The sequence below is a fragment of the Paracoccus xiamenensis genome (genome assembly GCF_011308835.1).
Classification (GTDB): Bacteria; Pseudomonadota; Alphaproteobacteria; order Rhodobacterales; family Rhodobacteraceae; genus Paracoccus; species Paracoccus xiamenensis.
On record NZ_JAAOHY010000001.1, the window covers coordinates 1,025,038 to 1,051,044 of the forward strand.

32 protein-coding genes and 1 pseudogene are annotated in these 26,007 nt (G+C 64.3%); 15 read left to right on the top strand and 18 right to left on the bottom strand.

The window, feature by feature from the left end; all coding sequences use genetic code 11:
- Positions 1-121: 121 nt before the first annotated feature.
- The 7 genes from G7044_RS05015 to alr form a co-directional block, all read right to left on the bottom strand.
- A complete protein-coding gene (locus tag G7044_RS05015; protein ID WP_166326590.1) occupies positions 122-997 on the bottom strand; it encodes a DUF2189 domain-containing protein in 876 nt (291 codons plus the stop codon).
- Positions 998-1,324: 327 nt separating this feature from the next.
- Positions 1,325-2,257: a hemolysin family protein gene (locus G7044_RS05020; protein WP_166326592.1), complete on the bottom strand. Its 933-nt coding sequence runs from the start codon at positions 2,255-2,257 to the stop codon at positions 1,325-1,327.
- On the bottom strand, positions 2,254-2,742 hold the full coding sequence (ybeY, locus tag G7044_RS05025; protein ID WP_166326594.1) for an rRNA maturation RNase YbeY: 489 nt from the start codon (positions 2,740-2,742) through the stop codon (positions 2,254-2,256). The genes G7044_RS05020 and ybeY overlap by 4 nt, the downstream gene beginning before the upstream one ends.
- Positions 2,735-3,883 carry a PhoH family protein gene (locus G7044_RS05030; protein WP_166326596.1) on the bottom strand — a complete coding sequence of 383 codons (1,149 nt, stop codon included), beginning with the start codon at positions 3,881-3,883 and terminating at the stop codon, positions 2,735-2,737. The genes ybeY and G7044_RS05030 overlap by 8 nt, the downstream gene beginning before the upstream one ends.
- 65 nt (positions 3,884-3,948) lie before the next feature.
- Entirely contained in the window at positions 3,949-4,668 is a 720-nt protein-coding gene (locus G7044_RS05035; RefSeq protein ID WP_328803822.1) for an ABC transporter ATP-binding protein, read from the bottom strand.
- Between the two features lie 5 nt (positions 4,669-4,673).
- Positions 4,674-5,441, bottom strand: coding sequence for an MlaE family ABC transporter permease (locus G7044_RS05040; RefSeq protein ID WP_166326600.1), 768 nt, complete (start codon positions 5,439-5,441; stop codon positions 4,674-4,676).
- Positions 5,438-6,466 carry an alanine racemase gene (gene alr, locus G7044_RS05045; protein ID WP_166326602.1) on the bottom strand — a complete coding sequence of 343 codons (1,029 nt, stop codon included), beginning with the start codon at positions 6,464-6,466 and terminating at the stop codon, positions 5,438-5,440. The genes G7044_RS05040 and alr overlap by 4 nt, the downstream gene beginning before the upstream one ends.
- Before the next feature lie 89 nt (positions 6,467-6,555).
- On the opposite strand from alr, the pseudogene G7044_RS05050 reads away from it, so the two are divergent.
- The 9 genes and pseudogenes from G7044_RS05050 to G7044_RS05090 form a co-directional block, all read left to right on the top strand.
- Positions 6,556-6,889: pseudogene (locus G7044_RS05050) on the top strand (carboxyl transferase domain-containing protein); the annotation flags it as partial.
- 22 nt (positions 6,890-6,911) lie between these two features.
- On the top strand, positions 6,912-7,580 hold the full coding sequence (locus G7044_RS05055) for a DUF6497 family protein (protein WP_166326604.1): 669 nt from the start codon (positions 6,912-6,914) through the stop codon (positions 7,578-7,580).
- Between the two features lie 162 nt (positions 7,581-7,742).
- On the top strand, positions 7,743-7,880 hold the full coding sequence (locus G7044_RS05060) for a hypothetical protein (protein ID WP_166326606.1): 138 nt from the start codon (positions 7,743-7,745) through the stop codon (positions 7,878-7,880).
- Positions 7,881-7,973: 93 nt separating this feature from the next.
- Positions 7,974-8,393 carry a hypothetical protein gene (locus tag G7044_RS05065; RefSeq protein ID WP_166326608.1) on the top strand — a complete coding sequence of 140 codons (420 nt, stop codon included), beginning with the start codon at positions 7,974-7,976 and terminating at the stop codon, positions 8,391-8,393.
- A gap of 134 nt (positions 8,394-8,527) precedes the next feature.
- Complete coding sequence (locus G7044_RS05070) at positions 8,528-8,761, top strand: hypothetical protein (RefSeq protein WP_166326610.1); 234 nt, start codon at positions 8,528-8,530, stop codon at positions 8,759-8,761.
- Between the two features lie 117 nt (positions 8,762-8,878).
- Positions 8,879-9,103 (top strand): YMGG-like glycine zipper-containing protein, encoded by a 225-nt coding sequence (locus tag G7044_RS05075; protein WP_166326612.1) that lies wholly within the window; start codon positions 8,879-8,881, stop codon positions 9,101-9,103.
- Positions 9,104-9,105: 2 nt separating this feature from the next.
- Positions 9,106-9,417 (top strand): hypothetical protein, encoded by a 312-nt coding sequence (locus G7044_RS05080; RefSeq protein WP_166326614.1) that lies wholly within the window; start codon positions 9,106-9,108, stop codon positions 9,415-9,417.
- 12 nt (positions 9,418-9,429) lie between these two features.
- Entirely contained in the window at positions 9,430-9,654 is a 225-nt protein-coding gene (locus tag G7044_RS05085) for an acetyl-CoA carboxylase biotin carboxyl carrier protein subunit (RefSeq protein ID WP_328803806.1), read from the top strand.
- A 4-nt stretch (positions 9,655-9,658) separates the two neighbouring features.
- Entirely contained in the window at positions 9,659-10,228 is a 570-nt protein-coding gene (locus G7044_RS05090; RefSeq protein ID WP_166326616.1) for a hypothetical protein, read from the top strand.
- A gap of 156 nt (positions 10,229-10,384) precedes the next feature.
- Here the strand turns inward: G7044_RS05090 and G7044_RS05095 are convergent, their stop codons facing one another.
- On the bottom strand, positions 10,385-10,918 hold the full coding sequence (locus tag G7044_RS05095; RefSeq protein ID WP_166326618.1) for a DUF4174 domain-containing protein: 534 nt from the start codon (positions 10,916-10,918) through the stop codon (positions 10,385-10,387).
- A 116-nt stretch (positions 10,919-11,034) separates the two neighbouring features.
- Here G7044_RS05095 and G7044_RS05100 point away from each other — a divergent pair, with 116 nt between their 5' ends.
- The 3 genes from G7044_RS05100 (at position 11,035) to G7044_RS05110 (ending at position 13,429) form a co-directional block, all read left to right on the top strand.
- A complete protein-coding gene (locus G7044_RS05100) occupies positions 11,035-11,556 on the top strand; it encodes a hypothetical protein (protein ID WP_166326620.1) in 522 nt (173 codons plus the stop codon).
- A gap of 159 nt (positions 11,557-11,715) precedes the next feature.
- Positions 11,716-13,002 (top strand): homoserine dehydrogenase, encoded by a 1,287-nt coding sequence (locus G7044_RS05105; RefSeq protein ID WP_166326622.1) that lies wholly within the window; start codon positions 11,716-11,718, stop codon positions 13,000-13,002.
- An 82-nt stretch (positions 13,003-13,084) separates the two neighbouring features.
- The gene (locus G7044_RS05110; RefSeq protein ID WP_166326624.1) at positions 13,085-13,429 is read left to right on the top strand and encodes an MmcQ/YjbR family DNA-binding protein; all 345 of its coding nucleotides are present in this window, start codon (positions 13,085-13,087) and stop codon (positions 13,427-13,429) included.
- A gap of 47 nt (positions 13,430-13,476) precedes the next feature.
- Here the strand turns inward: G7044_RS05110 and G7044_RS05115 are convergent, their stop codons facing one another.
- The 3 genes from G7044_RS05115 to G7044_RS05125 all read right to left on the bottom strand — a co-directional run bounded on the left by G7044_RS05115 (position 13,477) and on the right by G7044_RS05125 (position 16,336).
- The gene (locus G7044_RS05115; RefSeq protein ID WP_166327392.1) at positions 13,477-14,571 is read right to left on the bottom strand and encodes an ABC transporter ATP-binding protein; all 1,095 of its coding nucleotides are present in this window, start codon (positions 14,569-14,571) and stop codon (positions 13,477-13,479) included.
- An 89-nt stretch (positions 14,572-14,660) separates the two neighbouring features.
- The gene (locus G7044_RS05120; protein ID WP_166326626.1) at positions 14,661-15,467 is read right to left on the bottom strand and encodes an ABC transporter permease; all 807 of its coding nucleotides are present in this window, start codon (positions 15,465-15,467) and stop codon (positions 14,661-14,663) included.
- On the bottom strand, positions 15,464-16,336 hold the full coding sequence (locus G7044_RS05125; protein WP_166326628.1) for an ABC transporter permease: 873 nt from the start codon (positions 16,334-16,336) through the stop codon (positions 15,464-15,466). The genes G7044_RS05120 and G7044_RS05125 overlap by 4 nt, the downstream gene beginning before the upstream one ends.
- Positions 16,337-16,555: 219 nt before the next feature.
- Here G7044_RS05125 and G7044_RS05130 point away from each other — a divergent pair, with 219 nt between their 5' ends.
- Both G7044_RS05130 and G7044_RS05135 read left to right on the top strand, forming a co-directional pair.
- Positions 16,556-17,680 carry a TRAP transporter substrate-binding protein gene (locus G7044_RS05130; protein WP_166326630.1) on the top strand — a complete coding sequence of 375 codons (1,125 nt, stop codon included), beginning with the start codon at positions 16,556-16,558 and terminating at the stop codon, positions 17,678-17,680.
- A gap of 204 nt (positions 17,681-17,884) precedes the next feature.
- Positions 17,885-18,520, top strand: coding sequence for a 50S ribosomal protein L25/general stress protein Ctc (locus tag G7044_RS05135; protein WP_166326632.1), 636 nt, complete (start codon positions 17,885-17,887; stop codon positions 18,518-18,520).
- Between the two features lie 66 nt (positions 18,521-18,586).
- Here the strand turns inward: G7044_RS05135 and G7044_RS05140 are convergent, their stop codons facing one another.
- Positions 18,587-19,048, bottom strand: coding sequence for an iron-sulfur cluster assembly scaffold protein (locus tag G7044_RS05140; protein ID WP_166326634.1), 462 nt, complete (start codon positions 19,046-19,048; stop codon positions 18,587-18,589).
- Between the two features lie 58 nt (positions 19,049-19,106).
- Here G7044_RS05140 and hisI point away from each other — a divergent pair, with 58 nt between their 5' ends.
- Positions 19,107-19,469: a phosphoribosyl-AMP cyclohydrolase gene (hisI, locus tag G7044_RS05145; RefSeq protein ID WP_166326636.1), complete on the top strand. Its 363-nt coding sequence runs from the start codon at positions 19,107-19,109 to the stop codon at positions 19,467-19,469.
- Here hisI and gluQRS read toward each other — a convergent pair.
- The 6 genes from gluQRS to G7044_RS05175 all read right to left on the bottom strand — a co-directional run bounded on the left by gluQRS (position 19,455) and on the right by G7044_RS05175 (position 26,006).
- Positions 19,455-20,288: a tRNA glutamyl-Q(34) synthetase GluQRS gene (gene gluQRS, locus G7044_RS05150; protein WP_166326638.1), complete on the bottom strand. Its 834-nt coding sequence runs from the start codon at positions 20,286-20,288 to the stop codon at positions 19,455-19,457. The two genes, hisI and gluQRS, sit on opposite strands and share 15 nt — an antisense overlap.
- Complete coding sequence (gene trmFO / locus G7044_RS05155) at positions 20,270-21,604, bottom strand: methylenetetrahydrofolate--tRNA-(uracil(54)-C(5))-methyltransferase (FADH(2)-oxidizing) TrmFO (RefSeq protein WP_166326648.1); 1,335 nt, start codon at positions 21,602-21,604, stop codon at positions 20,270-20,272. The genes gluQRS and trmFO overlap by 19 nt, the downstream gene beginning before the upstream one ends.
- A gap of 81 nt (positions 21,605-21,685) precedes the next feature.
- The gene (locus G7044_RS05160; RefSeq protein ID WP_166326650.1) at positions 21,686-22,144 is read right to left on the bottom strand and encodes an Hsp20 family protein; all 459 of its coding nucleotides are present in this window, start codon (positions 22,142-22,144) and stop codon (positions 21,686-21,688) included.
- A gap of 97 nt (positions 22,145-22,241) precedes the next feature.
- On the bottom strand, positions 22,242-23,537 hold the full coding sequence (glcF, locus tag G7044_RS05165; RefSeq protein WP_166326652.1) for a glycolate oxidase subunit GlcF: 1,296 nt from the start codon (positions 23,535-23,537) through the stop codon (positions 22,242-22,244).
- On the bottom strand, positions 23,534-24,571 hold the full coding sequence (locus G7044_RS05170; RefSeq protein WP_166326654.1) for an FAD-binding protein: 1,038 nt from the start codon (positions 24,569-24,571) through the stop codon (positions 23,534-23,536). The genes glcF and G7044_RS05170 overlap by 4 nt, the downstream gene beginning before the upstream one ends.
- Entirely contained in the window at positions 24,561-26,006 is a 1,446-nt protein-coding gene (locus G7044_RS05175; protein WP_166326656.1) for an FAD-linked oxidase C-terminal domain-containing protein, read from the bottom strand. The genes G7044_RS05170 and G7044_RS05175 overlap by 11 nt, the downstream gene beginning before the upstream one ends.
- Position 26,007 lies beyond the last annotated feature (1 nt).

Here is a 26,007-nt window from a genome sequence, read left to right on the forward strand (position 1 = left end):
GCCGTTACAGGCCTGTTACGGTGGTCTGATTTCACCCGCCGATGCGGGCGGCTTTGATGCCTCCGAGCTGTCGACGCGCCATGCAACGCGCCGAGACCTAGACGACAGCGTATCTGGTTTGTCAGGACCTGCGGACGGGCCAGGATACGGCGCGGCGGTAAAGGTGCCAGGTTGCGTGACCAAGGATCGGCAGCACCACGATCAGCCCGACCATCAACGGGATGGCCCCGATCAGGATCGTGACTGCAACCACTAGCCCCCAAAGTACCGCCGTTCCGGGATTGCGGCGCACGACCTCCAGCGAGGTTGCCAAGGCGACCGGCACACCCACGGGGCGGTCGATCAGCATCGGGAACGACACCAGGCTGATGCACAAAGATACCGCCGCGAATATGAACCCGACGCCCACGCCAAGGACGACCATCGTCCAGCCTTCATTGGTGGTGAACGTATCGCGCAAAAGCACCGACATGCTCTCGCTCGGTTCCGGGCCGAGTGTGGCCAGCCAGATCGCATGCGCGGTGAACAGCCACAGGAAGAAGATCGCCATCAGCAACAGGCCCAACATCAGCACCGGCCCCAGAACCTTGCCGCGTAGTGTTGTGAAAGCCGCGCGCCAATCCGTGCTCTCGCCCAGTTCGCGCCGTCGGCTCATCTCGTAAAGGCCCACGGCCGCGACAGGCCCGACAATGGGGAAACCGGCGATCAACGGAAACAGCAGATGCACCTGGCCCGCGCTGACGGCCCAGATCGCCAGAACGAAGCCAATCGCCGGATAAAGCAGCACCGCGCTGATCACGTCAGAGCGCATGGCGGCGAAATCCGCTGCCCCCGCACGCAGCGCCGCGCGGATATCGGCAGCGCCAATCCGATTGACCTTCGGCCGGGTCATGTCATGGCTGGCAATGCCGTCAACCGCGGCCTCGACGCCGCGACCGGCACCGGCCAGCCCCTGCAAGCCCCAGCTAAGCGGGTTCCCAATCGTCTTCTTTGCCATGCTGCTTCCTCCCTGCCTGGAGAGCCCGCACGCGCGGCGAGGCATCAGCCGGAAAACCCGGCATCTGCCCGCGCATCTGCCGGGCCGAACCGTCCTCTGGTCGCAGTCTAGCAGATATTGCCACGCCTTTCATCCGCCGCGTTACGCAGCATTCACCGCCGCGCGCCGAAACCCACCGGCAGACGGCGGTTGGCACCGATCAGGACAAAACCACCGTAGATTTCACGGGCAATTCGCACGCGCCCAGCCGGGCGCCGACTGCACGACCATTGACCGATGAATGGCTGAGGCAGCCATCAGCGGACCACAGCCGCCAAGGCGGCGGCCCTAGCCGGCCCGCGCGTCCTCGCCCGTGGCGGTTGCCGGCATCCGCAGGCGGACGCGCTTGATCCGGCGGGGGTCCGCATCGACGATCTCAAATTCGGCACCGGAATCATGGGGGATCACCTCGCCGCGCAGCGGTACGCGGCCAGTCAGCATGAAGATCAAGCCGCCCAGCGTGTCGACATCCTCGTCCTCCTCGCCCGGGGCGAGGCGCAGGCCGATTTCCTGTTCCAACTCGTCCAGCGGTGCCTTGGCCTGAACCAGCCACTGCCCCGGTTTCTCGGCCAGCCAGGGCTCGCCCTCGGCCTCGTCGTGTTCGTCCTCGATCTCGCCGATGACCTGTTCGATCAGGTCCTCGATGGTGACCAGCCCGTCGACGCCGCCATATTCGTCGATCACCAGCGCCATATGGATGCGTTCCTTCTGCATCTGTTGCAGAAGCACGCCGATGGGCATGGATGGCGGCACGTAAAGCAGCGGGCGCAGCATCGGGCGCAGGCTGAACTTGCCGCCCGGCCTGGCGCCGAAGCCATGCTTCAGCGCCAGATCCTTCAGGTGGATCAGCCCGACCGGCGTATCCAGCGTACCGCGATAGACCGGAATGCGGGAAAACCCGTGTTCGCGAAACATCTCGACCAGCTCATCCAGCTTGGCGGTGATCGGTGCAGCCACGATTTCCACCTTGGGAATCGCCACATCGTCGACGCGAAGCCGGCGCAGGTTGCCGATGCCGGGCACCGTCGGCTCTGGCGCGCGGTGTTCTTCGGCAAGGGTATTTCCGTCGTCCCCGCCAGAAAAGGCGCCGAACAGCCGGCCCAGAAACCCGCGTGAGGCGGGCAGATCGCGCCCCTCGCCACCGATACCATCAGCCCATCCGGCAGGATCGGCGCTGACATCGGCGGCGGAGGTGGGACTTCGGGACGGGTCGCTGTTCATTGGGTCCTCTCAAGATAGGGATCGGTGATGCCAAGCGGCAAAAGGATCGAACGCTCGGCAGCCTCCATGGTTTCGGCATCGGCATCATTTTGATGATCGTAACCGGCCAGATGCAGGACCGCATGGACCAGCAGATGGGTCACATGGGCATCGAACCCCTTGCCCTGCTGTGCCGCCTCGCGGGTGCAGGTTTCAAAGGCAATGGCGATGTCGCCCAGTTCGTCGGTGTCCGGGCGCGGGGGATGGGCACCGGGGGCATGTTCGACATGTTCGACCGCGGGCCAGGACAGCACATTGGTCGGCTGCGGCTTGCCGCGAAAATCGGCGTTCAGATCGGCGATGCGGGCATCGTCGCAACCCATGACGACGATATCCGCATCCATGCCCAGCCAGTCCAGCGTGGCCCGCCCGGCCCGCGCAGCCAGATCCTCAAGACCGGCGGTTTCCCACCTGTCATCCTCGATCACGGTGTCGATTTCAGCCATTGTCGCGGCCCTGCGCGAGGGCAGAGGATCCCGGCGCGCGGCGCGGCACATAGCCGCCCCCGCGCGACGGATCCTCACCGCGCGCGATGGCGATGGCGTCGTCGGCCTCATAGGCTTCGATGACGCGGGCGACCAGCGGGTGACGCACGACGTCCTTGGCGGTGAAATAGTTGAAGCTGATGCCCTTCACCCTGGCAAGGATGCGTTCGGCATCGACCAGCCCCGATTGCGTCCCGCGCGGCAGGTCGATCTGGCTGCGGTCGCCGGTGATGACCATGCGCGAGCCTTCGCCCAGACGGGTCAGAAACATCTTCATCTGCATGGTCGAGGCATTCTGCGCCTCATCCAGCACCACGAAGGCATTGGACAGAGTGCGGCCGCGCATGAAGGCCAAGGGCGCGATCTCGATGCGCTTTTCCTCCATCAGCTTGGCCAGCTGCTTGCCGGGCAGAAAGTCGTTCAGCGCGTCGTAAAGCGGCTGCATGTAGGGGTCGACCTTTTCCTTCATGTCGCCGGGCAGAAAGCCCAGACGCTCGCCCGCTTCGACCGCCGGGCGTGACAGGATGATGCGGTCGACATGGCCGCCGATCAGCATGGTGACGCCGACCGCCACCGCCAGATAGGTCTTGCCGGTGCCTGCAGGCCCGATCCCGAAGGCCATTTCATTGGCGAACAGGTTGCGGACATAGTCCTTCTGCGCATCGGTGCGCGGCTCAACCGTTTTCTTGCGGGTGCGCAGCTCGATCGGGCCGGTGCTGAACATCTCCAGCTGTTCGTCGGGCGACAGCGAGGCAGGCTCGGCATCTGGCCCCATGCGCAGGGCGGCGTCGATTTCGGCGCTGCCGACCGGGCGGCCCTGTTCGATGCGGGCGTAAAGCGCGCGCAACAGCTGGGCGGCGTCCGTCTGCGGCTGGGCGTCGCCCACCACGGCCAGCAGATTGCCCCGGCGCAGGATATGGACGCCAAGCGCGCCCTCGATCTGCGCGAGGTTGCGATCTGCCGGACCGCATAGCTCGATCAGCAGCCGGTTGTCGGGAAATTCAAGAAGCGTCTCGCCCTGCGATGCGGCGGTTGGCGCGGCGGTATCGGGTGAGGTCGGGGTCAGGCCCAATGAGTTCTCCGGGTTGGGTGTCCGTTCCATGGTGGGGTGCGCAGGGGATTAACACAAGGGCTAGCGTAACAAAGCACGCCTCTGTCGTAAAAGTTTTACGCCTGCCAGATGCCGCGGATGAAGTTGTACAGATGCGGTTCGGTCGCCGCATCCATGGCCGAGACGTCGCCCTGCCACCAGACGCGGCCTTCCGCCAGCATGGCGACGCGGTCGCCGACGCTGCGCACCGTGGTCATGTCATGGGTGATGGTGATCGCGCTTGCCCCGGTTTCAGTGACAATGTCGCGGATCAGCGCGTTGATGCGCGCGGCCCGGATCGGATCAAGCCCGGTCGTCGGCTCGTCAAAGAAGATCACCTTCGGATCGGCGGCAATGGCGCGGGCAAGGCCGGCGCGCTTGGCCATGCCACCCGACAGCGCGGCCGGATGCAGGTCGGCGACCTCGGGGCCAAGGCCCACACGGGCCAGCTTTTCGATGGCGATCTCGCGCGCGCGGCGGTCGCCATGACTGCGGCGCAGGCGAAAGGCCACATTCTGCCAGACGGTCAGGCTGTCGAACAGCGCTGCGCCCTGAAACAGCATCCCGAACCCATCCAGAAAGGCCGGACGCCGGGCGGCATTCAGCGGCTGACCCTGCCACAGCACCTGCCCCGCATCGGGGCTTTCCAGCCCGAGAATGCACTTCAGCAGCACCGACTTGCCGGTGCCCGACTGCCCGATCACCACGAGGCTTTCGCCCGGTGCCACCGCAAGATCGACCCCGTTCAGCACCTTCTGGGCGCCGAAGCTTTTGGTCAGCGCGCGGGTTTCAAGCACCGGGGTCATGCGAAAAACAGCCCGGTCAGCACGAAATTCGCCGCGAAGATGCCGACGGCGGCGACGACCACGGCGTATTTCGTGGCCCGTCCGACGCCCGCCGCGCCGCGTCCGGCATTCATGCCGAACCAGCAGCCCGACAGCGCCACGATCAGCCCGAAGACGGCCCCTTTCAGCAGCCCTGAAATCACGTCCCAGCTTTCCAGAAAGGACCAACTGCCGTTGATATAGGCGGCAGAGGTAAAGCCCAGCGATTGCGTCCCCACGATCCAGCCGCCCATGATGCCGATCACGTCGCCCACGCCCACCAGCATCGGCACCGCCAGAATCGCCGCCCAGATGCGCGGGGTGACCAGGTGGTGGATCGGATTCGCCGACAGGGTCACCAGCGCGTCGATCTGTTCGGTCACCCGCATGGTGCCGATTTCGGCCGCGATGCTGGAGGCCACCCGCGCCGCCACCATCAGCCCGCCCAGCACCGGGCCAAGCTCTCGCGCCATGCCGATGGCGACCACGGCGGGCATGACATCACCGGCGGCGAAACGCTCGCCCCCCGAATACATCTGCAAGGCAAGGGCCGCGCCAGTAAACAGCGCCGTCAGCCCGACGACTGGCAGCGACAGCCAGCCGATCTGCACCAACTGGCGCAAGAATTCGCGCGGGTCCGGGACCGCGAACAGCCCGCGCGCCGCGAAAAGCGCGATCCGGCCGATGCCGCGCAGGGCCGCCAGGGCCAGCCGGCCCAGACCGGAGACGGGGGCCGTCAGGGTCATACGGCGCTGCGCGAATAGCGGCGGCCAAGCCCGGTCAGCACCTCATAGCCGATGGTGCCCATGGCCTCGGCCACGGCATCGACGGGCTGCTGCGGGCAGATCAGGTCCAGCTCTGCCGGGATCTCTGCCAGGGCCGAGACATCGACCGTGATCAGATCCATCGACACCCGCCCGACGATGGGGCAGCGGACATCACCCGCGAACAGGTCAATCCGCGGGCGCTGCCCGTCCGAGGACAGCGTCCGGTGCAAACCATCGGCATAGCCTGCCGCCACCGTGGCGATGCGGCAGGCGCGTTCGGCGGTCCAGGTGTTGGAATAGCCGGCCGTCTCGCCCGGGGCCACGTCGCGGGTCTGGATCACCGGAAGTGACAGGCGCACCACGGGGCGCGCATCGGCAAAGGGCATGCCGCCATACAGACCCACGCCGGGGCGTAGCAGATCAAAATGATATTCCGTCCCCAGCAGGATGCCGCCAGTTGCGGCAAAGCTGCGCGGAACGGTCACGCCCTCGGTCATCTCGCGGAAGGCCGCCAGCTGGCGCGGGTTCATCGGGTGGTCGGGCTCGTCCGCGCAGGCCAGATGCGACATCACCAGCGCGGGGCCGGCGGTCAGAATCTCGGCCTTCAGCGCCGCCCACTCGCCAGGCTCGAACCCCAGCCGGTTCATGCCGGTGTCCAGCTGGATCGCAAAAGGCTGACCGGGCCGGATGGCGCGATCGCGGAAATATTGCTCGGGGCTGTTCAGGACCGGGATGGCGTCGCCCAGATCGGCGCCTGCCATATGGCCCGACAGCACGAAAATACGCGGGCCGGGGCCAACGGCCGCGCGGACGGCACCGGCTTCGGACGCCAGCGCCACGAAGAAATCCGAGACCCCTTCCTGCGCAAGCGCCTGCGCCACCAGCCCTGCGCCCAACCCGTAACCATCCGCCTTGACCACGCCACCAGCGCGCGCCGAAGGCCCCAGCGCCGCAAGCGCGCGATAATTGGCCCGAAGGGCCCCGAGATCGATCTGCAATGCCATGCCGCCGCTTTCCCCTATCATCCCGGCTTCGTCAAGGTGCGGCTGGTTTTGCGAAGCCCATGACTAGGCCAAACCTCACCGCGTGAAGCGGCACGAAGCTGGCTTTCGCTTACGGCGAGGCGACAGTGCCAAAGATCACCGTGATAACCCGCAAGGCATATGGCGATGCCTCTATCGTGATGTGTTCGAAACACTCGCGGGGTGGTCGCATTTATGCTCGGCCCATCGCGGAAATCGCTGTGTTGGGCGCTGGCGGACAGCGAACGCATGGCCGAACTGGCCTGCGACGACGAGATTCGCTTTGCCAACCCCTTCGCCGCCGAGCACGGTTTCATCGACGAAGCGATAATGTCCGGCAGCACGCGACGACGCACCGCGCGCACATTTGCCAGCATTCGAAACATATGGCAGGACAATCGATGAAAAAAATACGATAACCGCCACGATGAAGTATTACTCGCTGCGCCTTGCCCTGCCTGTCCTGTTCTGCACCCTGACCCTTCCTGCCCTTGCCGAAGACGTCACGCAGATGCCCCTGCCCGTGCCTTCCGGCCAGCCGATCTACTGGCAGGAAACCATCCATGGCGTCCCCGGCGTGCATGGCCTGACCTATCGCTTTCGCTTTGTCGCCCCTGACCTGGCCGATCTGGTGCCCTGGGCCGATACCGCCCCCATGGACGAATTGACCGAGGAAGACATGGCCGCGCTGGAGGATCTGGCCAATACCGAGGGCGATCCCGCGGCCTCGATTCTGGCCACAGCCGTCGGTGACGGGCTGATTTCCCAGCACGAACTAAACCTGGCCCCGGTCATCTCGTTCCATGAGGCCGAGGAGGAGGCAGACGCCATCATTGCCGCCGAAATCGACGGCGAGGCGCTGCCCCCTGCCCCCGATATTCTGGTGCAGGATCCGATGCATGACGATATCGTCTGGCTGTGCGAGAATTTCGTGCTTCCCCGCATCGCCAGCCCGGCCCCGAGGCCGACGGAAATCGTGATCTCATTGTCAGACCGCCCGACGGCATCCGGCGATCTGGCCACCGGTGCAGTGCAGCTGTTCGAGGCCTTCAGCCTGCCCGCCGACCGCGATGAATGCATCTGGGAGCCATTTTGATGCCTGATGCAAGCCTGCCACAGGTCGGCGGGGACGCGCCGATGGCCGCAAGGCCCGGCTACCGCAGGACCGGTTTCCCTCGTAAATTCAGCATGTCCGCGCATCCCGCGTGCCGACAATCGACAAAAAGGGGTAGTCAAACCCCTTATACAGGAGCAGACCATGTCGAAGAAAATCGCGCTTGCCCTCATCGCCGTTGGTGTTCTGGCCGCATGCCAGCCGCGTCAGCCGGAAGTCATCACCACCCCGGCCCCCGTCTCGGTCGAGCCGGTCTACAATGGCAAATACGGCGCCAACTGATCTTGGCCAGTCACGGCGCGGGCGGCCAACTGCCCGCGCAACACGTGCCGGCATACGGCATGACCAACCGCAAGCATGGAACAGGGGCATGACATGCTGAAACATCGCGGATTTCCGTCCCGCCTACCCTCAAGCGATTACCAGTTCACGATTCGCCGCGCCAATCCGAAGGGCGCGACCAAGCTGGCTGCCCGCGAACGCTTTCGCGACCGCAGCGCCGCCGACCGCCGCGCCGATGCCGGTTTCCTGGCCGCGCTGATCAACCATTTCGGCGAGGAAGAATTCGAACGTGGCAATCTGGACGCCGGCCGGCTGTCCTGGCTGCTGGGCCGCGAAGTGGTGGCGGTGGGCAAGCTGGACCCGACATCCTACGAACAGTTGTTCCGCCTCGACCTGAAGAAGGCCCAGGCCAATTTCCCCGAGATCTTCGCCGCAAACGAGGAAGATCTGGACGATGCTGGCGATGACTGGGACGACGATGACGAGGATTGGGACGATGAGGATGACGCATAGGCGGTGAATTGCCGCCGGGTTCAATTTATTGCAATTTCACGGACTTGTCAGTTTCGCCCGGTGAACCGCTGTGGCAGATTGCGCGTTACAACATACACGCCCGAAAAGCGGGCTTTAGACAAAGGCAGTGTACTATGCAGACCAAAACCTCTCTTCGCGTCGCAGGCGCCCTTTTTGCCGCGGTCGCGCTGTCGGCTTGCCAGCAAGGCTATGGCGGAACCGGCATGTCGCCGGACGCACAGCGCGCGCTGATCGGCGCTGGTGCAGGCGCCGTGGCCGCCAAGGCATTCGATGAAGACGTCGGCACCGGCGCAGTGCTCGGCGCAGCCGCTGGCGCGCTGTGCGACGACGCCCGCGTCTGCCAGTAATCCTGGCAGCAGGCTGAATAAAACCCATGTTGTCGCGGCTGCCGATGTGGCCGCGATGCGCAAATCCCAGGGTCGCAACCTTCACGTTCGCGACCCTCATACGGAGCATGACAGACAATGCATAAGCTCAAATTCGCAGGCATTGCCGCAGTTCTGGCGCTCGGCGTTGCCGGTTGCACCCAGAACATCAACCCGACCGATGTTGACCGCGCCGCAATCGGTGCCGCCACTGGTGCGACCATCGCCCATGTCGCCGGCAAGGATAGCAGCGATGTCCTGAAAGGTGCCGCCGCTGGTGCCGCCGCAGGTGCGGTCTGTAATGATGTCGGCTTCTGCCGCTGATCGTGACCCTGCCGTCGACACGATGCGTGTCGCAGGCATTCAAGTCAAAGCCGCCTCCGGCCCTGCCGCAGGCGGCTTTTTCATGTCAGCATCGCTGCCATTTTCCAGAAGATATGATCGCCAGTCGCGGCAAAATCGCCTGCCGCATCATTAAGCCAACGCAAGACGGGATTGCGACCGTGGCGGCCATTCCGCGCGCGACCGAGACGCGGCTGGCGCGCGTGACGGTGGAAGCCCAGGCGCTGGTGGTGAGTGTCCACAAGATCCCTCGGGGTTCCGGCTGCGCAGTTCTGGCGCGGGTATGCGGGAGCTGATTCGCACCCCGCGTGCCTGATTTTGCGCATTTGCTGCTGTGCCCAATGCCGGGTCTGGTCACCGCCATTGCAGTCGCCGAGGGCGATACGCTAGAAATCGGGCAGTCCCTGGTCACCATCGAGGCGATGAAGATGGAAAACATCCTGCGCGCCGGACGCAAGGCCCGGGTCGCGAAGATCCGGCCGGCACTCGGCGACAGCCTCAGCGTCGACGACATCATCATGGAGCTCGACTGACCCGATGCCGCCTTTCGACCAGATTCTGGCGCCGCAGGCCCAATCTGCCGTGATTGCCGGGTTTTTCCTGGCCATCGGCTGGTGGGTCGTCGCCTGGCAAAGCCGCAAGCGCGACCTCAAGCTGCGGGCTGAACGGGTGCGCGACGTGCAGCGTGCCCTGTTTGCCGAAATCCGCGCCTATCTGGCGGTGCTGGAACGCGACCACATCGCCGAATATGGTGCCGCCATCGCCACACGCGTGGAAACTGAACCTGGATATTTCCCCGTCATCCCGACCGAGCATAACGACGCCATTTTCCGCGCCATCGTCAGCGAGATTCACGTGCTGCCGCGCGATACGGTCGATCCGGTGGTGCTGTATTACAGTCAACTCAACGCGATCGGGGCGATGATCGCGGATCTGCGCTCGTTGGATACGGTCCGCATCGGCCCCGAGCGGGCGGCGGCAATGTATCGCGACTATATTTCAATGAAACTGGGCGCCATCGAACTCGGCGAGGCGGCCTTGGGTGCAATCCTGTCCAATATGGACGGGACGGGACGGCCTAGTAACCGGGACGAGGACCGGTTCTGACCTTGATCGGCTTGGGCGCATAGATCGCGGACATGGCGAAGTCTCCCTTCTGACAATGCGTCATTGGCATATGCCAATCTGCACATCTGCAAATATAGGCATATCGCCGCCATTTCGCAATCTTTCGGAATGATCGCGGTAAACAGGCCCTTACCGTCAGGGCAGGACGCCCATTCGGCCGATCTCCTCCCGCCGCAGCGGGAATTTGTCGATGGCGCGTGAAATCTCGCGCACGCTCCACGGTGCGGGCTTGCGCTGCTTGACCTGACCGTCCTTGTCCATGATCACCAGCGAAAAGCCGCGCGGATGCAATTGCCTGCGCCAGACGCTGGCGGCCGCTGGGTCGGTATCGGTGATGACAACCACGTCACGCTCGATCATTGGCGCAGGAAGATCCTGCAATGATCTGATCTGCAACAAAAAAGCCGGGTCTGCGGCAGTGTCGGCGAAAACGACGATGGGTCGGGCCTGCCACAGGAACTCCTCTGGCGTGGTGGTCGCGGCCTCCAGAATATGCAGGCCGCTGGCGGTCGCGGCGTCATTCGGCGCGGGATCGGGCCGCACTGCCTGCGCCGCATCGACATCCGCCGCCGAGGGCGGATTGACGCGCGACGGCGCGCTCATCTCTCGGCCCGGTCCCATTGCCGACACGGCCATGACCACCATCGTGATCGCAAACAGATTTTTCATTACCACCTCGCTGGATTCACCATATAGGTGCGCGCGCCGAATGGGAAAGGCACAGCGAACCGACGAAATGCATTCGGGGTGCAGACAAGCCCCGGGGGCTGGACTAGAAATCAGCCATGACCATGCCAAAGACCCCTGCCCGCCTGCCCGATGATTTCGCCGCCGCCCTTGGTCGCGCCATTGCCGGTTTCGGTTTCCTGGAAGAGGCGCTGAAACGCGCCATCTTCGCGCTGTCGCTGGAAGGCCTGGGCAAGCGCCCCGATGATCGCGCCGTGGCCTCTTTCCTGCAACGAATGGAAGAAATTGCCGATGACACGCTGGGGACGCTGATCGACCAGTTCATCAAGCAGATGGCGCGCGCCCAGATTCGCGACGAAGCCAAGCTGGCGGCCGAGCTGCGCAAGATCCGCAACAACCGCAACCTGCTGTGTCATGCCTCCTGGCGGCCCACGGAAACGAAAGGGCGCTGGCATCCGTCCTTTCTGAACACCAAGGGCGAAGTCTTCCCCGACGACATGAGCGCCAAGGATATCGACGCCATCGCCGCCGAGACGCAGGACGTGGCCGCCCGGATCGTGTCGATCATGCGGGCCACGGGGATAGATGGCGAATGGGTTGGCCACGACCCCGAGGACTAGGTCATGCAGATTGCGCATCTGCCTTCGGGCTATCTGCTGTGTCGTGCGGTCGGGGCGCGGCGTCCACAGACGCAAACGCCGCGCGTTGAATCCGTCTGCCGCGTTGCAACGGGGCGCGGGTCGCGCTAACACCCAGGCACGCTTAGACAAGAGGCTTTCATGTCCGCCCCCCTTCGGCTTGGCATTGCCGGGCTTGGCACTGTCGGAATCGGTGTCGTCAAGATCATCCAGCAGCATGCCGATCTGCTCTCGGCCCGTTCCGGTCGTCCGGTGACGATCACCGCCGTCAGCGCGCGGGACCGGATGAAGAATCGCGATGCCGACCTGTCGGGCTATACTTGGGTCGAGGACCCGGTCGAGCTGGCGACCCGCGACGATATCGATATCTATGTCGAGTTGATCGGCGGCGACAACGGCGTGGCCCGTGAATCCGTCGAATTGGCGCTGAAATCCGGCAAGGACGTGGTCACCGCCAACAAGGCGCTGCTGGCCATGCACGGGCAGGAACTGGCCGCACTCGCCGAGGAAAACGGCCAGGTCATCCGGTTCGAGGCTGCCGTCGCCGGCGGCATTCCCGTCATCAAGGCGATGACCGAATCGCTGGCTGGCAACCACATCACCCGCGTCATGGGGGTGATGAACGGCACCTGCAATTATATCCTGACCCGGATGGAAAGCGCCGGTCTTCCCTATGAGGCGGTGTTCGAGGAAGCCCGCCAGCTGGGCTATCTGGAGGCAGATCCGACGCTGGACGTGGGCGGCATCGACGCAAGCCACAAGCTGGCGATCCTGTCTTCCATCGCCTTCGGGACCCAGGTCTCGTTCGACGGTGTCGAGATCGAAGGGATCGAGCGGGTCAGCATCGACGACATCCGCCGCGCTGCCGATATGGGTTACCGCATCAAGCTGCTGGGCGTGGCGCAGATGACCGGGCGCGGGCTGGAACAGCGCATGTCGCCCTGTCTGGTGCCCGCCGACAGCCCGCTGGGGCAGTTGCAGGGCGGAACGAATATGGTCGTGGTCGAAGGCGACAGCGTCGGCCAGATCGTCCTGCGCGGCGCCGGTGCCGGCGAAGGGCCCACCGCCAGCGCGGTCATGTCCGACATTGTCGAACTGGCGCGCGGCGTGCGCATGCCGGTCTTTGGCCAGCCCGCCGGGCGGTTGAAAAAGCCGGTGCATGCCCGGACGGCCGTGCCGGCGGCCTATTACCTGCGGCTGGCTTTACTGGACAAGCCGGGCGCGCTTGCCAAGGTGGCGACGGTTCTGGGCGATGCCGGGATCTCGATCCACCGGATGCGGCAATACGATCATCAGGACGGCCCCGCCCCGGTGCTGATCGTGACCCACAAGACCACGCCGGATGCGATTGACCATGCGATCGCCGAACTGCCCAAAACCGGCGTCATCGCCGAGGATCCGGTGGAGTTGCGGATCGAGGAAGTCTGAGCGGCGATTCAGGCCCGGGGCATCACACCCCCGGACCTCCGCGCGGTATTTTCGCAGTGAAGATGATGCTAGGCTGCCGGGCATGAGTCGGTCGCTGGTCAATCAGATTTGTGCAGGCATGCCGGGCGCGGAGGTGTCCGATCCCTGGGGCGGCGGGCATGATTGCTGGAAGGTCGGCGGCAAGATCTTTGCGTTGATCGGCGCGATGGAAGAGCGCGTCTCGGTCAAATGCGACGGGATCGAGACGGCGGCCATGCTGATTGATGCGGGCGTGGCACAGAAGGCCCCCTATATGCATCGCAGTTGGGTGGCGCTGGATTGCGATGCCGCTCCTGACGAGCTGGAGCATCGCATCCAGCAGTCCTATCGGATCATTCGCGAATCATTGCCCAAGAAGGTGCAGGCCGGGCTGGCACCCGCGGGCTGATAACTGTCGCGGAGGACGGGCGCGGCGGCATTCGCGCCCGCCTTGGTTCAGCGGAACAGGATCAGGCTGGAGGGCGACCAGCCCACCGTGGCGCGGGTACCCACATCGGGGATGTCGCGGCCAAAGACGTTGCGCATCGAGATACGGACCGGTGCGGACAGGGTGCCGTCGGCCTCGTCCAGGCGGGCGTCGTAATAGGTCATGTCGCCGTAATAGACCACCTCGTCGATCACCGCGCCGTTCTGGCGCGGGGCGGTCTGGGGCTGACCCTCGGGGAAGATGTTCATGGCTTCGGGGCGGAAGCCGATCATCGGTTGTTCGTCATCTGCACCCTTGGCGGCCACCTGAGAATGCGGCAGATCGATCTCTCCCAGTCCTTCGACATCGACGCGGATGGTGTCGGCATCCTCGGACAGGATCGTCACCGGCAGGAAGTTCATAACCCCGATGAAATCTGCGACCCGCCGGCTGACAGGACGGGAATACAGCGCCTCGGGATAGTCCAGCTGGGCGATCTGGCCCTCGAACATCACCGCGATGCGGTCCGACATCACAAGGGCTTCTTCCTGATCGTGGGTGACCAGCACAAAGGTGATGCCGACCTGACGTTGCAACTTGATCAGTTCGACCTGCATCTGTTCGCGCATCTTGCGATCCAGCGCCGAGAGCGGCTCATCCAGCAGCAGAACCTTTGGCTTCAGGATCAACGCGCGTGCCAGCGCCACCCGCTGCCGCTGGCCGCCCGACAGCGCATGTGCCGCCCGCTTGCCGTAACCGGCAAGGCCCACCATCTTCAGCGCCTCGTCCACGGCGGCGGCCTTTTCGGCCTTGCTGCGCGGATCGCGGCGCAACCCGAAAGCGACGTTTTCGGCCACGGTCAGATGCGGGAAGATGGCGTAGGACTGGAACACCATATTGGTCGGGCGCTTGTTCGCGGGAACGGCGGCCATATCCTTGTCGTCGATCAGGACCACGCCGGAATTGATGCCCTCAAACCCCGCAATGGTGCGCAGCAGCGTGGTCTTGCCGCAGCCGGACGGCCCCAGAAGCGAGAAGAACTCGCCTTCACGGATGGTCAGGTCGATGCCGCGCAACGCGTGGTAATCGCCGTAATACTTGTGCACCTCGCGGCACTCGATCATCGGTTTCGATGCCTGCAGCTCGGCATAGCGGGTTGCGGCCTTGGGCTTGCGCGCGGGCGTGGCGGGCGCAGCGACCTTAATCGTATCGTTCACAGGAAACCCCCATGGTCTTGTCCGCCGGTCCGGGCAACGCCGCGGCGGCGGAAATATTCGGCAACGGTCAGCAGCAGGATCGACATCACCACCAATACGGTGCCAAGCGCCATGATGACCGGAATGGATTTCGGGAAGCGCAGCTGGCTGAAGATATAGGTCGGCAGCGTCGGCTCGTTCCCAGCAAGGAAGAAGGCGATGATGAATTCATCGAGGCTGATGGTAAAGCTCATCAACAGGGCCGAGATGATGCCCGGCATCACCAGCGGCAGAATGACCAGGCGAAACGCGCTCCACTTCGTTTCGCCAAGATCATAGGCTGCTTCCTCCAGCGATTTGTCGAGGCTGTTGAAGGCCGTCGACAGGATCGCGATCGTATAGGGCAGGCAAATCAGCGTATGGCCAAGGATCACGGTGAAGATCGACAGCTGCACGCCGATGGCCAGCAGCACCACCAACAGCGACATTGCCACGATGATTTCCGGCAGCACCAGCGGCAGCATGATCAGCCCCATGATGCCGGTCTTGGCCGGAAAATCGAAGCGGGTCGAGGCCCGCGCTGCAAAGATGCCAAGGCAGGTCGCGAATATGGCCGAACTGAGCGCGATAATCAGCGAATTCAGGAAGGCGCGGCGCAGGGTCTCATTCGCCAGCATCTGCATGAACCAATCGGCCGTGAACCCCTTCAGCGGGAAGGCGATGATGGTGCCCGAATTGAACGCGAAGATCGGCAGCAGCAGAATCGGCGCGTAAAGAAAGATCAGATAGGCGATGGCGTAGATGCGCAGACCGCTGCCCTTCATTGTTTCACCCTCAGAAAGCGGCGGTTGAGGAACAGGAAGATCACGCTGACCACGGCCACGATCAGCATCGCCGTCACCGCAAGGGCCGAGCCCATGGGCTTGTTATCCAGCGCCAGCATATTGGCCTGCACCATATTGGCGACCATGGGCATCTTGCCGCCGCCGATCAGTTCCGGCGTGACGTAATCGCCGATGGTCGGGATAAAGACGATCAGCGTGGCGGCAACGACGCCCGGCATGGCCAGCGGCAAGGTCACCCGCCAGAAGGTCATCAGCCGCGATTCGCCCAGGTCTCGCCCTGCTTCCAGCAGCGAGCGGTCGATCTTTTCCAGCGCCACATAGATCGGCAGGATGGCAAAGGGCGCATAGGCATGCGCCAAGGTGATGACCATGGCCTGCACGTTATACAGTAGAAAGCCCAGTGGTTCGTCGATGAAGCCCAGGCCGGTCAGGGTCGAATTGATGACCCCGTTATGACCGAGGATCACTTTCCACAGGAACACCCGGATCAGATACGAGGTCCAGAACGGGATGGTAATCAGGAAAATCCACAGCGCCTTACGCTCGGGCGGGACAACGAAGGACAGGAAATAGGCCACCGGGAAGGCCAGGGCCACCGTGGCCAGCGTTACCGCAAATGCCACCCCAAGCGAACGCGCCATGACCTTGTGAAAGATCGGATCGGACCAGACCGCGCGGTAGTTTTCCAGCGTGAATTCGCGGACCACCTCCAGGTAGCCGTCCTTGAAGAAGGAATAGGCGAGGATGGTGATCAGTGGCGCGGCCAGCATCAACACCGCGTAGATCAGCGGCGGCGACACCATGGCCAGACCCTGGCGCGCCTCGGCGTCGAAACGGGTTGAGGACATCATTTCTCCCAGCGGGCGTTTTGGCCAAGTCTATAAAGGGAATAGTGGGTTTGAAAAGCCAGATAAAATGACAGCCGCCTCGCGGCCCGCTTTCCCTAACGTCATCTTTTGATGGCGGCTTTTTTACCCGGCGGCAGGTCTTTCATCTCGACACAACACGATCTGCGTGCACAATGTCGGCCAAGCGGTGCAGGACAAGCCCCGCGCAGTGGAGGAACCATGACTGACAATTCGAAACTTGATCGCCGCCGCTTTCTGACCCGCGCGACGATCGGGGGGGCGTCTGCGGCTGCCGCCTCGACGCTGGCGGCGCCTGCGATCGCGCAGGAAATGCCGACGGTGAACTGGCGCCTGACCTCGTCCTTCCCGAAATCGCTGGACACCATCTATGGCGGCGCTGAAGTGCTGTCGAAAATGGTCAGCGACGCGACTGACGGCAAGTTCAAGATCCAGGTCTTCGCCGCCGGCGAGATCGTCCCCGGCCTGCAGGCGGCCGACGCGGCCAGCGACGGCACCGTCGACTGCTGCCACACCGTTTCCTACTATTACTGGGGGAAAGATCCGGCCTGGGCGCTTGGCGCGGCTGTTCCGTTCGGCCTGTCGGCGCGTGCGCATAACGCCTGGCAGTATCACGGCGGCGGGATCGACCTGTTCAACGAATTCATGGCCACCCAGAACATCGTCGCATATCCCGGCGGCAATACCGGCGCCCAGATGGGCGGTTGGTACCGCAAGGAAATCAACAGCGTCGAGGATCTGAAGGGCCTGAAGGTCCGTCTTGGCGGCTTTGCCGGCGCGGTGGCCGAAAAGCTGGGCGTCGTGCCGCAGCAGATTGCCGGCGGCGACATCTATCCGGCGCTGGAAAAGGGCACCATCGACGGCGCTGAATGGGTCGGCCCCTATGACGACCAGAAGCTCGGCTTCGCCAAGGTCGCGCCCTATTACTACTATCCCGGCTGGTGGGAAGGTGGCCCGACCGTCCACTTCATGTTCAACAAGGAACGCTTTGACGCGCTGCCGCCGGTCTATCAGGCGATCCTGCGCACCTGCTGCCAGGCCGAAGATGCCGACATGCTGCAGAAATACGACTGGAAGAACCCGACTGCGCTGAAGGAGCTGGTCGCCAGCGGTGCGCAGCTGCGTCCCTTCCCGCCCGAGGTCATGCAGGCCTTCTATGAAGCCGCCAACGAGGTCTATACCGAGCTGGATGCGAGTAACGAAAACTGGAAGAAAATCTGGGATTCGATCAAGGCGTTCCGTGAGAATTGGTATCTGTACAACCAGACCGCCGAATACACCTATGACACCTTCATGATGATCCAGCAGCGCAACGGCACACTGTGATCTGATTGTCAGGATTGCGAAGGGCGCCTTTCGGGGCGCCCTTTTCGCGTTCAGCGGGCCCGGGCACCAAGCCGTGCAGGCCTGCCGGCAGGCCGGCATCGGAAATCCGGGTCCGCCCCCTTTTCAAACCCTGCAAACCCTGCTATGCGCGCGCCTTCGGTCTCACCCTTGGAGGAGGCCGCTTACACATGAAAGGGAAATATCATGGCCAAAGAGATTCCGAATCTGGTGGCCGAGGCACGCACGGGGACAGGCAAGGGGGCCGCCCGTCAAGCTCGCCGCGAAGGCAAGGTGCCCGGTATCGTTTATGGCGATCACAAAGATCCGATCGCCATCCAGTTCGACTTCAACAAACTGCTGACCACGCTGCGCGCGGGCCGCTTCATGTCGACGCTGTGGAACCTGCAGGTTCCCGGTCAGGACGACGTGCGCGTCATTTGCCGCGGCGTTCAGAAAGACGTGGTCAAGGATCTGCCGACGCATATCGACTTCATGCGCCTGCGCCGCACCACCAAGGTGAACCTGTTCATCCATGTCGACTTCATCAACGCCGAGGACAGCCCCGGCCTGAAGCGTGGCGGCACGCTGGTGACGGTGCGCCCCGAGGTGGAGCTGAACGTGACCGCCGGCGACATCCCGGAAAGCATCACCGTGGACCTGACCGGTCGCCAGATCGGTGATTCGATCCACATTCAGGACATCAAACTGCCGGCCGGCGCGACCCCGACCACCGACCGCAACTTCGTGATCGCCAACATCGCCGCGCCTTCGGCGCTGGTGTCGGCTGATGCCGGTTCGACCGAGGAAGAAGCACCCGAAGCCGAGACCGCCGAGGAGTGATCCTTCGCGGATGCAAAGAAAAAGGCGGCGCAATCGCGCCGCCTTTTTTCATGGCAGGTCTGGCCCTCAGCCAGATGCAGATTGCCCCTGCCCGGCCTCGGCCGCATCAATCGCATCCAGCACCGCCAGCCAGCAAAGCATGATCGAGGCATGGCGGTTCGGGTAATCCCGCGCCGGCACCAGCACCTCCAGCCCCTGCCATGGGGCATCGGGGACGGGGCCGCCTTCTTTCAGCATCGCCTGCAACTGGGCTGCACCGCGGGCGACATCCTCGCGCCGCGCGCCAATCACCGCCTTCCCCAGCACCCCGGCCGAGGCCTGCCCAAGCGCACAGGCCCGCACCTCTTGCCCAAAGGCGGCGATCCTGCCGTCTTCCATGCGCAGATGGGCGGTCACCGTGGACCCGCATTGCGGCGAACGCTTCATGGCGCTGCCATCGGCGTCCTCCAGCCGGCCCAGATGCGGAATATCGGCGGCAAGCGCCAGAATGCGTTTCGAATAGAGCTGCATCATATCGGCGTCGGACATGGTTCCCCTCGCGTGGCTGCAAGATTAGATAGGCATCGAAGCCGCGAAAGGAAAGCCGATGTTCGACCCCTCGACCCTGCGCTATGACGCCAATGGGCTGATCCCCGCCATCGCGCAGGATGCAGAAAATGGCGACGTGCTGATGATGGCCTGGATGAATGCCGAAGCCGTGGCCCGCACGCTGGACAGCGGACGAGTAACCTATTGGTCGCGGTCGCGGCAGGCTTTCTGGGTCAAGGGCGAAACCTCGGGCCATGTCCAGAAGCTGGTGGAGATGCGCGTCGATTGCGACCGCGACACGCTGCTTTTGCTGATCGAACAGACCGGTCCCGCCTGCCACACCAACCGCCGGTCCTGCTTCTTCACCGCCCTGCGCGACGGCGACGAGGTCGAGATCCTGCGCCCGCTAAAGGCCGACTAACGCCCGAATATCTGCCGGGCTTGCCCCCTGCTCGCGCAGCTCGCGCAGGGACCGCGCATCGTCACGCTTGGCCAGCCGCTTGCCGGCCTCGTCGCGGATCAGGCGATGATGGTGGTATTTCGGCGTCGGCAGGTCCAGCAGGCGTTGCAGCAGCACATGGATCCAGGTCGAATCGAACAGGTCCAGCCCGCGCGTCACCAGCGTGACACCCTGCGCCGCGTCATCGACCACCACCGACAGGTGATAGGACGTTCCCATCCCACGTCGTGCCAACACCACATCGCCGATACCGGCAAGGAAGGCATCGCGGGTCAGAACATGCGGCTTCGCGTCCTGAAAATGCAGCATATTGTCGCCCAGCAGGTCGAATGCAGCCTCGGCATCCAGCCGGATCACGTCACCGTCGCGCAGGGTCTTCATGCCCCGGCGCCGGCAGGTTCCCGGATAGACCAGCCCGTCCGGCCCGAGGATCGGCGCACCTTCCTGCGGGGCCGAAAGCGCGGCCTTGATGTCGCCGCGCGTGCAGGAACAGGGATAGGTGACGCCCAGATCCGCCAGATAATCCAGCGCCGCCTGATAGACCGGCAGCCGCGCCGATTGCCGCATCACCGGCTGAGGCCAGTCAAGGCCCAGCCAGGCCAGATCCTCGAAAATCGCGGCCTCGAATTCGGGGCGGCAGCGGTCGCGGTCGATATCCTCGATCCGCAACAGGAACTGGCCGGACGCCGCCTGATGGGCGATCATCGCCGAAAAGGCGTGGCCCAGATGCAGAAGCCCGGTTGGCGAGGGCGCAAAGCGCGTTACTGTCCCGCCAGCCATGCCCGGAAATCATCCTTTGCCCGCCCGGTATAGGCCGGATAGCGGTCCTTGCGCCCGCGCCGGCCGCCCTTGGCGTCAATCGGGGGGAACAGGCCGAAATTCACGTTCATCGGCTGAAAGGTCTTGGCCTCGGCCCCGCCGGTGATGTGGTGGATCAGCGCGCCCATGGCAGTATTGCCCGAGGGCGGCGCAAGGTCGATACCCTTCGCCTCGGCCGCAGCCATCCGCCCCGCCAGCAGGCCCATGGCGGCGCTTTCGACATAGCCCTCGACCCCAGTAATCTGCCCGGCAAAGCGCAGGTTCGGCCGCGCGCGCAGCCGCATACGGTCGTCCAGCAAAGTGGGCGAGTTCAGGAAAGTGTTGCGGTGGATGCCACCCAGTCGCGCGAAGCTGGCATTCTGAAGACCCGGGATCATGCGCAGCACTTCGGTCTGCGCGCCGTATTTCATCTTGGTCTGAAAGCCGACGATATTATACAGCGTTCCCAATGCGTTATCCCGACGAAGCTGGACAACTGCATAGGGCTTTTCATCGGGTTTATGGGCATTGGTCAGCCCCACAGGTTTCATCGGGCCAAAGCGCAGCGTCTCGCGGCCGCGATCGGCCATGACCTCGATCGGCAGGCAGCCGTCGAAATAACCGGCCGTTTCGCCCTCGTGGAACTCGGTCTTGTCCGAGGCCAGAAGCGCGTCGATGAAGGCCTCGTACTGGTCCCTGGTCATCGGGCAGTTGATATAGGCGGTGCGTTCTTCCTCGTTCTCGCCCTTGTCATAGCGGGACTGCCGCCATGCAGTGTTCATGTCGATGCTTTCGGCATAGACGATGGGGGCGATGGCATCGAAGAACGCCAGCGATTCCGCGCCGGTTTCCGCACGGATGGCCGCACCAAGCGCGGCAGAGGTCAACGGCCCCGTCGCGATGATCCAGCGGCCCTCGGTCGGCAATTCGGCGATCTCACCTTCTTCCACCGTGATCAGCGGCTCTGCCCGCAGGGCGGCGGTCACGTCGTCGGAAAAGGCATCGCGGTCGACGGCCAAGGCACCGCCCGCAGGCAGCTTATGCCGGTCGGCCATTGCCATGATCAGCCCGCCAGCCGCTCGCATTTCCCAATGCAGCTGACCGACGGCATTGTTTTCGTCATCGTCCGAGCGGAACGAGTTCGAACAGACCATTTCGGCGAATCCGCCGGTCTTATGCGCGAAGGTTTCGACGACAGGCCGCATCTCGTGCAGCACGACGGGCACGCCGGCGCGAGAGATCTGCCAGGCGGCTTCTGAACCGGCAAGGCCGGCACCGATGATGTGAACGGGTTCCATGGGCGGCGGTTAGCAATGCGCGGGACGGGACGCAAGAAAAAGGCGCGAGAGTTCCCCCTCGCGCCCCAAATGACAGCGGGATCAGGCGTCCAGCTTGGCCACGCGCGGAGTGGGTTCCACGCGGTCGATGGCGATCTGACGGGGCTTCAGCGCCTCGGGCACTTCGCGGATCAGGTCGATATGCAGCATGCCATCCTTGTGCGAGGCACCCTCGACACGGATATGTTCGGCCAAGGCAAACCGGCGCTCGAAGGCGCGGGTGGCGATGCCGCGATGCAGGAAGCTGCGTTCGCTGTCTTCCTCGGCCTTGCGGGCGGCAACGATGACAGCGCCGTCGCGCAGTTCGACCGTCAGGTCATCTGCAGCAAACCCGGCCACGGCGACAGAAATGCGATAGGCATTGTCGCCGGTCTTTTCGATATTATAGGGCGGATAGGACTGGGTGGCGGTGTCGGCCGACAGCACGCGGTCCATCAGGTCGGCCATGCGGTCGAAGCCGACCGAGGCACGGTAAAGCGGTGCGCGATCAAAATGTCGCATCAGGCACATCCTTTCGAAGCGATGTCTATGTAAGCCCCCGGAATCCGGGCGGCATTTGACCGGGACCCTTGCGGCGTCCCGTGCTGATGACTTGGGTTCAGTGCGCCCGCGTTTCAAGCCCGCGTGGGCGTGGCCCGCCGGTGGCCCAGTCCAGCAACTCGACCGTGTGGATCACCGGCGTATCGGTGCCAGAACCGATCTGGACCATGCAGCCGATATTGCCTGCGGCGATGATTTCCGGCGCGGTCGCCGCCAGCGTCGCAACCTTCCGGCGCTTCAATTCGCCGGACAGCTCCGGTTGCAGCAGGTTATAGGTCCCCGCCGAGCCACAGCAGAGATGCGGGTTCTCCGGCTCCACCACGGTAAATCCGGCCTGCGCCAGCAAGGATTTCGGGGCGGCCTTCACCTGCTGGCCATGTTGCAGCGAACAGGCGGAGTGATAGGCCACGCGGGCAGCCTTGGGCGAGACTTCGGGCAGACCGAAGGCGTCGAAAAATTCCGTCACGTCTTTCGCCAGCGCCGAAACGCGCGCCGCGTCGCCCGCAATCGCATCGCCCGCGAACAGATGCCCGTAATCCTTGATCGTCGTCCCGCAGCCCGAGGTGTTGATGATGATCGCATCCAGCGGGCCCTCGCGATCCGCCTTGATCAGCGACGCGATCGAGGCGCGGGCCGTGGCGCGGCCCTCGGCCTCGCGGCCCATATGCAGGGTCATCGCGCCGCAGCAGCCGAAATTCTTGGGGATCACCACCTCGCACCCGGCGCGGCGCAGCAGTCGGATGGTGGCGTCGTTGATGTCGGTGTTCAGCGCCCGCTGCGCGCAGCCAATCATCAGCGCGACACGGGCGCGTCTGGCGCCGATGGGCGCGAAGGTCTGGGCATCGTCATTGCGGCTGACCGGCGGCAGACTGGGCGGGGCCATTTCAAGCATCGCCCTTAGTCGAGGATCAGGAAGCAAGCCACGGAAAGGACGAGCAATTTTTGCGCCTAGCATGGCCAGCCTAAAGCGCCCGGCATGGGGCACGATCTTCGCCAGCATCCAGCGCAGCGCGCGGTCATGCCAGGGGCGGCGATAGGTGGCCTCGATATGGGCTTTTCCGATTTCCAGCAGATGCGCGTAATGCACGCCCGAGGGACAGGTCGTCATGCAGGCCAGACAGCCAAGGCAGCGGTCGATATGGGTGACGGTCTTCGCGTCGGCGGCGCGGCCCGATTCCAGCATATCCTTCATCAGATAGATGCGGCCGCGCGGGCTGTCCAATTCGTCCCCGCGGATCAAGAATGTCGGACAAGTCGCTGTACAGAAACCACAATGCACACAGGTGCGCAGGATCTTGTTGGCTTCTGCCAGATGCGGATCGGTCAGCTGTTCGGGGGTGAACTCGGTTTTCATGGGTACCCCTTGAACAGGCCGCGCGGATCGAATGCGGCGCGTAACCCGCCTTCCAGCCGGGCAGTGACCGGATCGGCGGGGGGCAGTGCTGCTGCCTCGCCCTTGACGCAGGTGGCGCGGGCACCGGATGGCAGATCGGGGCGCCGGTCGGCAGGCGCCTCGGCCCAGATCAGCGCGCCACCCCAATCGACCGCGTGGCGGCCCGGCAATTTCGCCAGCAGCCCCGCCGCCTGCGAGGGCCGCAGGACGATCCGCCACAACGCGGCGGCATTTTTCGCAGGAAAGTCACGTAACTTGTCGAAATCATTTCCATTTTCCACGATCTCAACCCCACCAAAAACCGCTAGCGCGGTGCCGAGCGCCTTGGCGCGCAGCTCCACCGATCCGGGCAGACCTTCCAGTCGCAGGATCACCTGACCATCGGGCAGCCGCCCGGCCCCGGTCACATCGTACGGCCCCCCAAGCGCCGCGGTCATCGCGGCAATGGCGCTGGCATCATCCAGCCCGTGCAGCCGCAACACGGCCCGCGCAGGCGGGACCGGTGTGGTCCGAAAAGCGATCTCGGTGATCGCGCCGAGCGTGCCGCGCGACCCGGCCAGCAGCTTGACCAGATCATAGCCGGTGACATTCTTCATCACCCGGCCGCCATTCTTGACGATCCGGCCGTCCCCGGTGACCAGCCGCACCCCCAGCATCGCATCACGGCAGGCCCCGCCCGCGACCCGGCGCGGACCCGAGGCATTGCTGGCCGCCACCCCCCCGATGGTCGACCCCGGCCGCGGATCCGGCTCGAAACCCAGCATCTGGTTTTCGGCGGCAAGGGCGGCATTCACTTCGGCCAACGGCGTGCCTGCACGCACGACCAGCGTCAGCGTGGCGGGTTCGTAAAGGGTGATGCCGGTCATCGCGCCCATGTCGATCCGCGTGCCCTGCCCCTCTCCCGGCAGCAGGCGCGAAGCCCCGCCCGTCACCGACAGCGGGCCCGGGGCGCCCCGGATCATCGCCGCAAGTTGGTTTTCGCTTTCAGGCCGCATCCTGCCCTCGTCGCGGCGCGGATACCGCCAGTGGAAAGACCTTGGCCGCGTTCAGCAGCCAATGGGGGTCGAAGACATCCTTGACCTGCATCTGCACTTCCAGATCGTCGGGGCCGTATTGCGTCCCCATCAGCTCGCGCTTTTCGACGCCAACGCCATGTTCGCCAGTCAGGCAGCCGCCAACCTCGACGCAGAGCCGCAGGATATCGGCGCCAAGCGCCTCGCAGCGTTCAAGATCGCCGGGAGTATTGGCGTCGAACAGGATCAGCGGGTGCATGTTGCCGTCGCCCGCGTGAAAGACATTGGCGACGCGCAGCCCGGCTTCTGCGGACAACTCGCCGATGCGGTTCAGCACATGCGGCAACTGGCTGACCGGGATGGTCCCGTCGAGACACATGTAATCGCTGATGACGCCCATCGCCCCGAAGGCGGATTTGCGGCCCAGCCAGATGCGTTTCGATTCGTCCTCGGACCGGGATTCGCGGAATTCCAGAGGGCCGAAGCCCTCGGCGATCTGGCGGATCAGGGTCAGTTGTTCGGTGATTTCGGGGGCGGTGCCCTCGACCTCGATAATCAACAGGGCCTCGCATTGGGGATAGCCCGCGCCGCAGAAATCCTCGGTCGCGGCGATGCAGGGGCGGTCCATGTATTCGATGGCGACCGGCAGGATGCCCGAGCGGATGATCGCGGCGACGCAGGCGCCCGCCGTTTCGGCGCTGTCGAAAGCCACCAGCACCGGACGGGCGCCGGCGGGTTTGGGCAGGATGCGCAAGGTGGCCTCGGTCACGATGCCAAGCTGGCCTTCGGATCCGCAGATCAGGCCCAGCAGATCCAGCCCCGCGCCCTCGCCCATCGGGCCGCCCAATTCGACGATACTGCCATCCATCAGCACCATGGTGACGCCCAGCAGATTATTGGTGGTCACCCCGTATTTCAGGCAATGCGCACCGCCCGAGTTCATGGCGATATTGCCGCCGATGGCGCAGGCCAACTGACTGGAGGGATCAGGCGCATAGAAGAACCCCTGCCCCTCAACCGCACCGGTCACGGCCAGATTGGTGCGCCCGGTCTGGACCCGGATCAGCCGATCCTCGGGCGAGATCTCCAGCACCGCATTCATCCGCGCCAGCCCGATCATCACCGCATCCGCCGTCGGCATCGCGCCGCCGGCCAGACTGGTGCCGGCACCGCGCGGCACCACCGGCACGCCCTCCTCGGCGCAGATGCGCAGCACCGCCGCGACCTCCTCGGTTGTCGAGGGCAGCACCACCACCAAGGGCGGGCAGCGATAGGCAGACAGCGCGTCGCATTCATAGGCGCGCGTCTCTGCCGGGTCGGTGATGACGGCGGCCTTGTCAGCCACCGCCGCACGCAGCCGCCCCGCGATCTGGTCGCGGCGGGCGATCACGGCCGTGTCGGGGGCCGGCATCTGCATT